The sequence below is a fragment of the Dysgonomonas sp. 520 genome (assembly GCF_010501095.1).
Taxonomy (GTDB): domain Bacteria; phylum Bacteroidota; class Bacteroidia; order Bacteroidales; family Dysgonomonadaceae; genus QVMP01.
On record NZ_QVMP01000042.1, the window covers coordinates 475 to 11,671 of the forward strand.

General features: G+C 35.5%; 15 protein-coding genes and 1 pseudogene. 3 read left to right on the forward strand and 13 right to left on the reverse strand.

Going from position 1 to position 11,197, the window contains the following annotated elements; translation table 11 throughout:
- Positions 1 to 132: 132 nt before the first annotated feature.
- The 13 genes and pseudogenes from D0T56_RS16835 to D0T56_RS16085 all read right to left on the reverse strand — a co-directional run.
- Positions 133 to 231 (reverse strand): annotated as a pseudogene (locus D0T56_RS16835) (cytochrome C assembly protein); the annotation flags it as partial.
- A 436-nt stretch (positions 232 to 667) separates the two neighbouring features.
- A complete protein-coding gene (locus D0T56_RS16030) occupies positions 668 to 1,813 on the reverse strand; it encodes a hypothetical protein (protein ID WP_163321178.1) in 1,146 nt (381 codons plus the stop codon).
- A 5-nt stretch (positions 1,814 to 1,818) separates the two neighbouring features.
- On the reverse strand, positions 1,819 to 2,352 hold the full coding sequence (locus tag D0T56_RS16035) for a hypothetical protein (protein ID WP_163321179.1): 534 nt from the start codon (positions 2,350 to 2,352) through the stop codon (positions 1,819 to 1,821).
- 97 nt (positions 2,353 to 2,449) lie between these two features.
- Positions 2,450 to 2,731, reverse strand: a complete 282-nt coding sequence (locus tag D0T56_RS16040) for a helix-turn-helix domain-containing protein (protein ID WP_163321180.1) — start codon at positions 2,729 to 2,731, stop codon at positions 2,450 to 2,452.
- 13 nt (positions 2,732 to 2,744) lie between these two features.
- Positions 2,745 to 3,023: a DUF3876 domain-containing protein gene (locus tag D0T56_RS16045; RefSeq protein ID WP_163321181.1), complete on the reverse strand. Its 279-nt coding sequence runs from the start codon at positions 3,021 to 3,023 to the stop codon at positions 2,745 to 2,747.
- The gene (locus tag D0T56_RS16050) at positions 3,020 to 3,304 is read right to left on the reverse strand and encodes a helix-turn-helix domain-containing protein (RefSeq protein WP_163321182.1); all 285 of its coding nucleotides are present in this window, start codon (positions 3,302 to 3,304) and stop codon (positions 3,020 to 3,022) included. Before D0T56_RS16050 ends, D0T56_RS16045 begins: the two co-directional genes overlap by 4 nt.
- A 331-nt stretch (positions 3,305 to 3,635) precedes the next feature.
- Entirely contained in the window at positions 3,636 to 4,043 is a 408-nt protein-coding gene (locus tag D0T56_RS16055; RefSeq protein ID WP_163321191.1) for a GNAT family N-acetyltransferase, read from the reverse strand.
- A gap of 19 nt (positions 4,044 to 4,062) precedes the next feature.
- Complete coding sequence (locus D0T56_RS16060) at positions 4,063 to 4,947, reverse strand: DUF5712 family protein (RefSeq protein WP_163321183.1); 885 nt, start codon at positions 4,945 to 4,947, stop codon at positions 4,063 to 4,065.
- A gap of 3 nt (positions 4,948 to 4,950) precedes the next feature.
- The gene (locus D0T56_RS16065; RefSeq protein WP_163321184.1) at positions 4,951 to 5,556 is read right to left on the reverse strand and encodes a BfmA/BtgA family mobilization protein; all 606 of its coding nucleotides are present in this window, start codon (positions 5,554 to 5,556) and stop codon (positions 4,951 to 4,953) included.
- Between the two features lie 303 nt (positions 5,557 to 5,859).
- Positions 5,860 to 6,216 (reverse strand): helix-turn-helix domain-containing protein, encoded by a 357-nt coding sequence (locus tag D0T56_RS16070; RefSeq protein WP_163321185.1) that lies wholly within the window; start codon positions 6,214 to 6,216, stop codon positions 5,860 to 5,862.
- Positions 6,217 to 6,362: 146 nt separating this feature from the next.
- Positions 6,363 to 6,737, reverse strand: coding sequence for a hypothetical protein (locus tag D0T56_RS16075; protein ID WP_255491199.1), 375 nt, complete (start codon positions 6,735 to 6,737; stop codon positions 6,363 to 6,365).
- Between the two features lie 349 nt (positions 6,738 to 7,086).
- The gene (locus D0T56_RS16080; RefSeq protein WP_163321186.1) at positions 7,087 to 8,043 is read right to left on the reverse strand and encodes a ketopantoate reductase family protein; all 957 of its coding nucleotides are present in this window, start codon (positions 8,041 to 8,043) and stop codon (positions 7,087 to 7,089) included.
- Entirely contained in the window at positions 8,040 to 8,873 is an 834-nt protein-coding gene (locus tag D0T56_RS16085; RefSeq protein ID WP_163321187.1) for an AraC family transcriptional regulator, read from the reverse strand. Before D0T56_RS16085 ends, D0T56_RS16080 begins: the two co-directional genes overlap by 4 nt.
- Before the next feature lie 448 nt (positions 8,874 to 9,321).
- On the opposite strand from D0T56_RS16085, the gene D0T56_RS16090 reads away from it, so the two are divergent.
- The 3 genes from D0T56_RS16090 to D0T56_RS16100 all read left to right on the forward strand — a co-directional run bounded on the left by D0T56_RS16090 (position 9,322) and on the right by D0T56_RS16100 (position 11,110).
- On the forward strand, positions 9,322 to 10,527 hold the full coding sequence (locus D0T56_RS16090; protein ID WP_163321188.1) for a site-specific integrase: 1,206 nt from the start codon (positions 9,322 to 9,324) through the stop codon (positions 10,525 to 10,527).
- Positions 10,528 to 10,640: 113 nt separating this feature from the next.
- Positions 10,641 to 10,940 carry a hypothetical protein gene (locus D0T56_RS16095; protein WP_163321189.1) on the forward strand — a complete coding sequence of 100 codons (300 nt, stop codon included), beginning with the start codon at positions 10,641 to 10,643 and terminating at the stop codon, positions 10,938 to 10,940.
- Positions 10,940 to 11,110 carry a hypothetical protein gene (locus D0T56_RS16100; RefSeq protein ID WP_163321190.1) on the forward strand — a complete coding sequence of 57 codons (171 nt, stop codon included), beginning with the start codon at positions 10,940 to 10,942 and terminating at the stop codon, positions 11,108 to 11,110. Before D0T56_RS16095 ends, D0T56_RS16100 begins: the two co-directional genes overlap by 1 nt.
- Positions 11,111 to 11,197 lie beyond the last annotated feature (87 nt).

Sequence of the window (11,197 nt, forward strand, 5' to 3'; positions counted from 1 at the left end):
GTGGAACGCCCTTCGCTTTCAAGGGCTATCTCGGAGATGGCACGCGATGGCATTATCGAGTTTGAAGCGGGGAAAGGAAAGATATTAAGGTACAACGACCTGAAAGAGTTATTGGGATAACAGATAAAGCTATCAATACACATGAATACTTCCCTGTGCCGAAGGCAGGTAGTTAACTCCAATCCATGTTATCATTAATAATATAAACGCAATGGGGAGCAACCAAAGTGATATTCCGGCAGCCAACCAAAGAACATTTGACTCTAAAAGCTCTTAAGGTAACAGGTGTTGAAAATATGCCGATTTATCAAGGGGTAGGTCAATAATTAAATATAGAAGAGTAGAAATACATATGAAACCAAAATATAAGTAAACATCATATTGGTATATACAAAAACCTCCGATGTAAAGTGTTATGTTAGCACTACATAGGAGGTTTTTATAAATATATAAGATATACGTTAAAAAATCTGACTGTTAGTAGTTATTATATTAACAAACTGTATATCTTTGTACTTGAAACAAACTTATTATAAACCAAGCCCTTGTAAGGTTTTATGTAGGTTTCGTCGTTCTTTACTTCAAATGACTACTGATATACAGTTAGTTCTATGTCATAAGGGTTCTCCCATTGTGGGAGAGCACCTTTTTTGATTTATTTTAGACATTACTCCTTACCTTCTATGTTAATTAAATGGAGAGTTTTACTTTTTGGGGTTTTCTTCATATACTCAATTACCACGTTGTCGTCCCAATATTTCTTTACGATATCAGACAAGCCATCAGGAACTTTTAAGCGGATACTATCTCCACTTTCTTGTATAATATCTACACTATTAGTCTTAGCACTTGCAGCCTTGAGAATACCCTCAATTCTAAAATTCATATCCTCACTATGTGATATATCTGTTATTGAATCAACATTCTCATTTGATGAAACATTACGAATAGTATTAGCTATTTCTCCTCGATTGGATGTTAAAGTGGTTTTTATAGGTTTGCCATTTTTAATTGACGTTATACCAAAAAGATTAACAGTATCTCCATCCGGTGCTAACTCTTTAGTAAGAGCCATAAAATTATTAAGATATGCAGGATCTTCTATTCGTTCCTTTAGCTTATCAATATTGTTTTCATTTATTAATGCGATATTATCTGTAATATCGTCAATAATTGATTCATAATTATTAAACCCTGGTAAAGTCATTTGCCCAGGAGCTCCAAACCGAATAGAAAAAGCCATACTTGCAGCCCTAACAGAAGATATATAATAGTTGCAAAATTTTTTGTGTTCTGTCGCGACTGGACCATTCTTGCGAAAACTCCTTCCAGCTTTTCGTTCAACAGTTCTTATGGCTAAATTTTGGAATGTTTCTATTCGATCTATAACCTCCTCTGCTTTCGCATAACCAAAACCAATACCTTTTCCGGCAATTACTAATTGAACTTCATTTTCAGCTAATTCAATTCCTTTTAATTCCAAATGTCTGAAAAAATTAACATTTTCCATAAGATCGCGAAGTTCTTCTGCAATCTCGAAAGGAGGTTCTCCGCTTAAAGCTAATGAAATTAATTTTTCGGATTCTCTATACAAGTTACAACTTAATGCCAAGCTTGCGGCACTCCGTAATAAAATAGATACTGAGGGCTCTCCAATATTATTTTGATGAGCTAAATTTGCAGCTTGTGCTTCTAAATCAAAGGCTTCTTTGTATAAAGAAACTGCTTCATCTTTACAACCTTCATTCCTCTTAATATCAGCAACATCAGCAATATCCATTGCCTTATTATGTAAATCGGTGATAGTCATCATAATTTTCATTTTTTAGCAAGAATTGCCTTTGGATTACTAAATTCTACAATTGAAACATATATAGGTAAAGACGTGCTGTCAGATGCCTGGGTCTGCTTCTTTTTCATTTTTAAACGCTTATCAGCTGTATTTGTTGCGGACTCTTTAAATATGCCTGAAATCTCTAATCTTGCGGAGTTTTGGAATGGGACATCATCTTCTTTTCCGAGCCAATAGTCAACTCCAGTCCCTATTCGAGCACGTTGAATAATAGTGTATTCCGTACATCTTTTTACTAATAAAGCGGATAAACAGACCGCAGCATGATCGGTACAATATATTTGGTCTTGCCAAGTTCGGTCAATCTGATCATCAAAATAATCTACCCAATGCAAAGAAAAGGCATTCTCTGCATCTCCACTTAAACCAAGTTCAGTCCCTATTTTATGCTGACACCTATGCATACAAACCATAAATGCTTCATAATAATGAGCACATGAACTTTTACTAATACCAGGTAGCCCTTCTTTTATGTCAGTTACATTCAGCAATTCACTCATATTTTGAGGTATATAGATTGTATTCGCAAATATACTCAAATAAGAAAGACTTAGGAAATAATTCCTAAGTCTTTCTTAAATACTCATCAGAAGTAGCCTATAAACAGATATTTTTCTCTATCCACCTGACTATCTCTGATTCCTTATACAGTATCTTCCCCTTAATCTGAATAAACAGAATTTTCCCAGTATTCCGCCAATCCTGTAACGTTCGGGACGAAACGTGAAGCATCCGGCAAATATCACGGTTTGAGAAAAACTTTTCTCCGTTCAGGTGCGGAGTACGGTTTTTAAGGGCTTGCCCGATAGTATCCAGTAACTCTTCCAATCCCGTGAAGAAAGAATTTATTTCCGTTGATTTTTTATCCAGTATTTCCATTGTTGTATCTTTTTTAGTTCCGCACATAGTCGCCCAAAGCGGAGATAGTTAATATATCCAGTTTTGTTTCATGGCTAATAGCCGTCCGTTTCAGGTTGTGGTTGATAAAGAATCCTTCTTCATCTTCCTGTATCTCGTGGGTAGCAGGGCTTGCTTGTTTGCTCGTTTCGTTCATGTGGATTACACTTAGTAAATAGCTGTTCCCATTTCGGTATATAATAACTGTCGGATTCAGGTTTATACTCTCCCAATTACCAACCAACCTATCTAAAATGATATTTGTTGTTTTCATTGTTGTTCTTTCTTAATTTGTGACTGGCTGATTAAATTCTCAATATCCGATACTCGGTAATAACACTTGCGCCCGATTTGTGAATAAGGCAGTATTCCGTTATCCCTGTAAGATTGTAATGTTCTCGGCGATATTTGCAGAAGACTACAAACATCATCGTTGCCTAACCAATTTTCTTTACCCTGATTATCCCCGCATAGATTCTTTATCTGTCGGGTAAAATCCTCAAAACGCCCTTTCATCTGCTCAAACGTTTTACTTTCGATTGCTACTATATCCATATTAAAATCTGTTTTTACTGATTACTGAAATTATTCTCATTGCAATGATTTTCAGGCAAAGGAAAGCAGATTTCAGGCAGGTTTTAAGAAATGAGGTGCAATGGCGGAAAGTGGCTGTGTCTGGCGCAAATACTCAATCCCCAACAATATTTTTTTCTTTTTTTAATTGATATACATCTCATTCATGCAGGGAATAGATAAGACAACACTTTTTAGAAATTTACTCTTTTCAGCATGAAAAGGAAGAAATTTCTAAAAACCGCTTGCGGCTTGGTGTTGGCGTTCTATTACCGGAATGTACTTTTGTAAATCAAATAAATAAAGAATTATACTATCTCCTATCTTGAAAATATGATAGGAGGTTCTTTACGGATATTGCATAGTTAAAACCGTCTATTGAGTAGAAACCCAATTTCTTGGCAAATGAACTACTTTTCTCATTGGTTGATTCAATTCCGACATACTTAAAACCATATTTTACGCCTATTTCTGCTAAAAACCTGACAAAGTGAGAGCCATGCCCTATCCGTTCTTTTTGAAAGCTGATTCGGGCGATAATAAGGCAATCGGGCGGGAACAGGCTTTCAACTCTGCGGATACGCAAATAGAGGTCTATCCGGCTGTTTCTCCGGATGGTTACAATATTATCGGGAGTAAGATATACAAGTGAACGGCGGTACCTGAACCGTTTCATCAGGTAGCTATCTATTGCTTCCCGTATTTCTTCATATTCGCACATAGTATTCATTTATAGTTTTTTATCCTCTTCTTATTCCTTTATTTGGTTTCTTCTTTTTCTTTGGCGGTTTTAGGGGTTGTTCCTCATTGCCCGGTTCGGGGGTCAGGATACCGAAAACGGAACTTAATCCTAAATCTGGTGTGCTTACCGCCTGTTTCTTTTCTTTTTCACCGGAAACTGTATTTTGAGGTGTGGATTGTATCTGGGTGGTTTCTTGTTTAATTTGCTGTTCCTGCATTTCGAGTTGGTCGGAGATGCTGCCGTTCTTCATCGTATTGTAGTATTCAAAAGATTCGGTAAGTTCCCGCTTGTAGCCGAATAACTTGTCAAATCCCTGCTCTGCTTGTTGGAACAGGTTCTTCCTGTCAAAACCGCCCTTAACCGTTCCTTTCTGTGTGTTCTTGTGGTTAGTAAGCGGGGATAGCTTTTTCTTATTGGACTGGTCTTTCCGGCTCACAATCAAATGGCAGTGCATATTCTGTTCATTGTTTGACCTGTCCCGGCTGAAATGTATTTTACCATAGAATTTTATGTCTTCTGCTGATAGTCCTTTATTGAAGTTCCTGGCATATTCGGGAATAACCACTTCACGGATATACCGTTTCATGGCTTCGGCTTGTTCCTGTTCGGTATTGCCCATTGCCCGAAGTTCTTTTTCCGATGGGCTTACATGGATAGCGTAAAACTTGGCATCCGTCTTTAATAACTGACCGATATTACTATCTATATCTTTTACAACCTGTGATTTGTAGATATTATCGTCTGTCAGATTGAAAAAGCCCTCTGTATAGATTCCTTGCTCCATGCGTTCCATGTCCTCATGTTCACAATAGTTGCATAGCTTTCGGCTACTGCCTGCATTGTTATATGTGCCTTTGGACGGTGGCGAGAAATCTATATTCATGGGTTATTCGTTTATCAGGTCGTTTATTTCTGCTCTTAGGTTCTCTTTCCGCTTACCGTCCATTACTCCGCATGTTGCCAGTTCCGAATACAGGGAAATCAGTTTCAGGAGTTTATTATTATTCCGCTCCTGCTTTTTTGATGATGCGTTTATGGATTGGGCAAGCTCGTTTATCTGTTTAGCTTGGTTGTTAATCACTCCGGCATGTTGGTTGAAAGTTTCGCTTACCTTTTTCAGAACATTATCCTGTAATTCCCGGCTTTGCTCTATTTCAGAAGTTATTAATCCTTTCTGTTCTTTCAAGGCTGTATCAAAGCGGGTAGCGATTGAATGGCTTGTTCTTATCATCGGGTTTAGCTTATCTTCCTCATAGCTGCGAATGAAACGGATAATATCATCCTGCCGTTTGTTGATTTTGGCAAGTTCCGTCTTTACCGATTCAGGCGCATCCGCAGGGTTGATATGGGCTTTATCCAGATATAGGAAAGCCAGTTTTGTAATTTCTCCTTTTTTCAGCGAATAGCGTTTACAAAGTTTTTCTATCAACTTGTCCGTTTCCGCTTCTATCGCTATTGTCGTAAATATGATATTTCTATTCTGTTTAGCCATAGTTATAACTATTTTATAGCTATTCATATATATAACTTACTGAAATAGAATTGCATATCAATTCGAGTTATAGCAAGTGTTATAACTTTGCTTTATTCTAAAGCACTAAAGCCGAAGGCTTTACCCCGCAGGGCAAGAGGAAGAACAGGACGAAGTCCAGTTCCCTCTTGCTCAATTTCGCAAAACAAACAGAGCCGGTAGGCGAGGTTGTTTCAGCGAAATGCGGAGCTACTTTTGAAGGCGTAAACTTAAAACAAGCCTTCATCCGCTTGCGCCATTCTGCTTAGAGTGTAAAAAGCAGAATCATTCATCATTTTCGTCTTTCTTATCCTCGTCTTTGGGTTTCGGATGTTTCTTTTCAAAATCCTGATAGGTTTGAAAATCCATGTGGCTACGGACAAATTCCCTTACATCAGCAGTCCGGTAGTAGGTCTTATGAGCTACCATAAAGAAGGGTAGTTTTTTACTGCTTCTGTATCGTTGAAGGGTTCTATAACTCACTTTGAGAAGAAAAGCCAAATCTTGGTTATCAAGTAGCTTCTCATCAGGGTCAAATACTTCTTTGGTGTTGATGAGTGATTTTAAGTCCTGACCGATTTCACTCAATTTTTTGGATAACTTCTGCATCCACATTTCAAAATCTTCGTTATTGATATACATTTTACTTCATTTTGAGATTATTAATTCATTATCTCAATGCATTGATGAAGCAAAGAACAGCAGAATGAAGCAAAAAAAATACAGGAATCTGGTATAGACCCCTGTATTTTGAGAAATAAATAATTAAATATCAACTGATTACAAAATCATCTTTTCTCATTTTCTTTTTTGTCCCTTTGGGATTTACGTCTTTTGTATTCTTTCATCAGGGCGGTTCTCATGGCATCGAGCGTTTTTGTAAGGTTACAGGGCTTTCTCCGGAATAAATCATACTGGCGGTCGTATATATCGTTAAAGCCAAAGCCGAAAGCCTGTTCAAAGGTTTCGGCAAAAGCTATTGCATCGGGATTTTTCCCGGTATTATCGTTTATTCCCTCTAATAAACTTAGCGATGTGAGAATCTCTGCCATACCCATAACGCCCAGATTTTCAGACTTAGGTATGAGAAATAATGTAGATTTGAAAAGTTGCTTATTGGCAGAATGAAACTGTACGGGATGTGAAATTTGAAGTTTCAGCAAATCAATTTCAGATTCAAGAAATAGAACAGCTTTCCTAAGATAAGCAAATTTCAGGACATTTTTCCCCCTGCCCGTACTGATAAAGCGATTCTATATATACTAACTCAATACGAGTAATGTTTAATGTCCGATAAATTTTAGAATAGTCTTTTTCGGACTGACTAATCGCTTTTACTCTCTTCATAAAGCATTCATAGGCACTTTGCATTTCTTCGTTTGTGACTTCTTGTGAGGATTCCACCAATAGGCAGAATAAGCTCGTTTGTAATAAATCATTCATAAGCATAAATAAATAGTGACTAATTAAATTATATCAAGGCAAAACCTCGTATGCTGAATGATTAATGCATTAATTAAATATTCTCTCTTTCATCTGTTTAAGAATGGGAACTTTAACACCGTATTTTTCCCCGTCCATTATAATATCTTCAAGCATTTTCTTCATTTCATCAGGTGAATGCTGAGTGTGTCCGTCAAACATAAGGCATAATGCTTCATTACTATAAACCTTCTTGGCTATTGGGATTGCGATAAAGAAAGGTAAAGAGTAAAGTCTATTCGCTTTTTCTGCTTTCGGATTGTAACCTGACTTCTGACACACTTCTAATCCTTCCCTGATAGCCCTTATTGCTTCCTTTAGAATATCGGAGTTGCTCGCAAAATTTCGTCCGCTTTTAGCTTTCATGATCCCTGCAGACAATCCTGCTGCAACAGCATAGTGGGTTATAAGCCAAACTTTAATCTGATTGTAGATAATCGGTTTAAGATTGGCGTCTTCAAATGCTTTAGCTATTTTTTGTACTCGGTCAGATATTTCTCCATTCAGTTCTCCTAATGGAGTATGCGATTGTTTCAATCCAGAAATAGCACTATTTATACAACTTGCATCTCTGCCACCACCTACCATAAAGGGAAATCCGAAAAAATATTGTTTTTCGGAAAGATATTTATTAATGCTATCTAAGTCATCAATCCACATATTTTGGAAGAAAAGGATATGAGCGTTCCCTGCTGACTTAGAGAGAACCGGCAGTATTTCCTTCAAATGAAGATTGTTTGTTGTTACAATAATGTATTCAAAATTGTTATCTGCTGATAAAGAATCTATAACATCAGGCCTAAAAACAACCTCCTCCATTTCCTTTTGCCCTCCTCTAAAATCTGCACAATGAATGTGAATGCCTTTTTCCTTTATCTCTTGTTTCTTTTCAGGTCTAACCAAAACGGTTATTTCGTGACCCACTTTTGATAACTGCCAACCGTAGGTAGCCCCTACAATTCCTGCTCCATAAATTAGTATTTTCATATTGGGTTGCTTATGTTCTTTATATCTACAAAAAAGGATTGAAATAATGACCTGTTATCAGAATAAGGGTCAGCATTCGACAGAAACTCATTTGGAGTGTAGCCTGACAAGAATTTCACTTCTCTTATTAAATGTGATTTGTCGTAATATCCGCATTTGCAAGCAATTTCATTTAGATTTGCAGAAGAATCTGTTTGTAATAAATGCAGTGTTTTTGAAAATCTGTTTATCTGAATAAACTCCTTGGGGTTTAGTCCTACATATTCTAAAAAAAGGCGTTTGAATTGTTTATATCCAAGACAGGCTCTGTCAGCCAGTTTAGAAATATTGTTTTCTCCTATTTCTATTGATTGAATAACTGAAATAAATCGCTTATAGTTATAATCTTCGTTACTATTGAGATAGCCTAACAGAAAGTTTTCTATTAAATCGACAGCCTTCTGCTCATCAAAAGTGTCAAGTAATCGAGTCTCTAATTCTTTAAGTTGTGGGCTTAATAAATCTAACCCGACATTCTGCCCTTTAAGTTCATTGCCTGATATATCCAATAACATTTTGATTCCAATAGGTTGAAAAACCACTATTACGATATTCAGATTGTCAAAGCACATATTTATGGGGCTAACGGATTGTCCAAAAAGATATGATTTCGGAAACAAACCATACTCTTCTGAATAGATATTACCTCCTTGATTAAATATCAGTCCTGCATATCCGGAAGGAATAGCACGTTGTTTGCCTTGGCATGTGCTATCTGCGGATAAGAACCAATATTCCTTGACATAGGGCGCAAGTAGTGGCGATGGCGATATAGACAAAAATCTCTCCATATAAGCAATTTAGGCAAAAATAGGGTATATTATTCAAGATTGCGGTGTACAAAAAGGACATTTTTATTTTGTCTGTAATAATATGAAGCAAATTTCTATTTCGATAGGAATATTTTAATGCAATAGTTAATAAAACTATCTATATTTCCAAATTATGACGATTCCTCGTATATTTGTAGTAGGAAATGTGTTGTGAAGAATTTCGCCGCAAAGTAGTGCAAAAATTTGGTGGAGCAATAGCGGGAGATTACTTCTTTTTTGAAAACATATCTATAAGAAATACAGCCACTTAGGTAAAAATGACGATTCCTGGTGGCACCACTTTTAAAGCACTGTAACACACATAGTTATGGTGTTTTTCTTTTTAGGTATTCCCACCATATTTATTATCAAAATTGGATCAAAATTACACTGTTTTACATGGGTTGTGTAAACCGATGTGTAAACCATGAGTACGACAATTGATGTAATTTGTTACAAGTCTAAAATGTTGAAAAACAATGAAAATCCATTAATGTTAAGAGTAACAAAAGACCGAAAAAGGCGATATTTAAGTCTTGGAATTTCTATAAACCCTCAATATTGGGATTTTACCAAAAATAAGCCAAAACGGAACTGTCCGAATAAGGAGCAAATATTAAAGTTAATCGCAGAAAAAACAAAAGCCTATCGAGAACAAATTATTGAATTAAAAGCCACTGATAAAGACTTTACAGCCAAATCATTAATAGAGAAAGTTCATAAGCCTACCAAAGCTAAAACCGTAAAGAAAGTATTTGACGAACAAATTGAACGTTTATTTGCCGAAAAACGGCGAGGTTATGCACTATCTCACAAGCAAGTATTAAACTCGCTTATAGAGTATAATAAACATCTTGACATCTATTTTTCTGATATTGATGTTACTTGGCTACGCAAATATGAAACGTGGTTAAGAAGCAACAATATATCAACAAATACAATAGGCATCCGATTTAGAACATTACGAGCCGTTTTTAATATTGCTATTAAGGAGAAAATTGTTAAAGCAGAATATTATCCGTTTAATGACTACAATGTTTCTAAATTGAAGCAAGAAACTGTTAAACGGTCAATATCGAAAGATGATATACTTTCCGTTATCAACTATTCATGTAATAATGGTAACTCATATACAGATTTAGCAATAGACTTGTTTACATTCTCGTATGTAATGGCAGGCATTAACTTTGTTGATATGGCTTATCTGACTAAGGATAATATTATTGACGGTCGGTTAATCTATTTTCGTAAGAAAACAAATAAGCTGATAAAAACGCCATTACAGGATAAAGCAATAGATATTATTTCTAAATATCAAGACAATCGCAATCCTTATCTATTCCCGATTCTAAATAGTTTTCATAAAACGGAGCAACAAAAAGCTAATCGAGTTCATAAGGTAATTACTAAAGTCAACAAACGCCTTAAACAAATAGGTCAAGAATTAGATATACCTATTGATTTAACAACCTATGTTGCTCGTCATAGCTTTGCAACTGTTTTAAAACGTTCGGGCGTAAATACTTCAATAATAAGTGAATCTTTAGGGCATAGTTCGGAAAAGGTAACTCAAATATACCTTGATAGCTTTGAAAATAGCCAAATTGATGAAGCAATGAAGAATTTATTATGAAATATTTAATAGGGTGGAATTATTCTGCCCTATTTTTATTTACTCTAAAATTATTATGTTAATTTCGTTTTTCTTACTTTTAACAATTCAATAAACCTGTAAAAATTCTTATCATGAACATTAACAATTTTATGCAAAGTCAAATCTCTGGAATCAATGATATAATTAGAGATTTAGGTGCAAATTTTAGTTCGCATCATTTTATAGAGAAATTCTCTCAAAAGTATGAATCCCATTATATTGATATGCTTGTTGATTATAGAGATTCTGGGAATGCTTTTATGAAAGTTCATGGACAAATAGCTAAATTTTTATCTGAAAATATGCATGTATTGCAGATAACAAAAGATGAAAAGAAACCAAGCGAGAATATTTTTGGAAATGAAGATATAATACAATGGTGGAATAAGTAATGAGAAAAAAAGATGACGGATGTTCCACTTTCGGCTGTTTAGGTATTGGACTACTCATTGGTTTTATTGCTTTAGCACAGGAAGTGCCACAAGCGGCAGCCGCTATTGTTGGAATAATAGTAGTGATAATAATTATAGCTATAATATATAATAGACATTATATTCAATAAAACTATATATGATTAAAAATCAATGAATTTGCAATTCTAAAATTATGCAGACCGCAAGCAATAATCATGACTAAATCGTCAAAACCA

Coding starts and splice junctions, on each gene's coding strand:
- D0T56_RS16055 (WP_163321191.1), bottom strand. CDS start 4,043: ATGTGCGAATATGAAGAAATACGGGAAGCAATAGATAGCTACCTGATG.
- D0T56_RS16080 (WP_163321186.1), bottom strand. CDS start 8,043: ATGAAAATACTAATTTATGGAGCAGGAATTGTAGGGGCTACCTACGGT.
- D0T56_RS16095 (WP_163321189.1), top strand. CDS start 10,641: ATGAACATTAACAATTTTATGCAAAGTCAAATCTCTGGAATCAATGAT.
- D0T56_RS16060 (WP_163321183.1), bottom strand. CDS start 4,947: ATGAATATAGATTTCTCGCCACCGTCCAAAGGCACATATAACAATGCA.
- D0T56_RS16065 (WP_163321184.1), bottom strand. CDS start 5,556: ATGGCTAAACAGAATAGAAATATCATATTTACGACAATAGCGATAGAA.
- D0T56_RS16090 (WP_163321188.1), top strand. CDS start 9,322: ATGAGTACGACAATTGATGTAATTTGTTACAAGTCTAAAATGTTGAAA.
- D0T56_RS16050 (WP_163321182.1), bottom strand. CDS start 3,304: ATGGATATAGTAGCAATCGAAAGTAAAACGTTTGAGCAGATGAAAGGG.
- D0T56_RS16030 (WP_163321178.1), bottom strand. CDS start 1,813: ATGATGACTATCACCGATTTACATAATAAGGCAATGGATATTGCTGAT.
- D0T56_RS16045 (WP_163321181.1), bottom strand. CDS start 3,023: ATGAAAACAACAAATATCATTTTAGATAGGTTGGTTGGTAATTGGGAG.
- D0T56_RS16070 (WP_163321185.1), bottom strand. CDS start 6,216: ATGTATATCAATAACGAAGATTTTGAAATGTGGATGCAGAAGTTATCC.
- D0T56_RS16035 (WP_163321179.1), bottom strand. CDS start 2,352: ATGAGTGAATTGCTGAATGTAACTGACATAAAAGAAGGGCTACCTGGT.
- D0T56_RS16040 (WP_163321180.1), bottom strand. CDS start 2,731: ATGGAAATACTGGATAAAAAATCAACGGAAATAAATTCTTTCTTCACG.
- D0T56_RS16085 (WP_163321187.1), bottom strand. CDS start 8,873: ATGGAGAGATTTTTGTCTATATCGCCATCGCCACTACTTGCGCCCTAT.
- D0T56_RS16100 (WP_163321190.1), top strand. CDS start 10,940: ATGAGAAAAAAAGATGACGGATGTTCCACTTTCGGCTGTTTAGGTATT.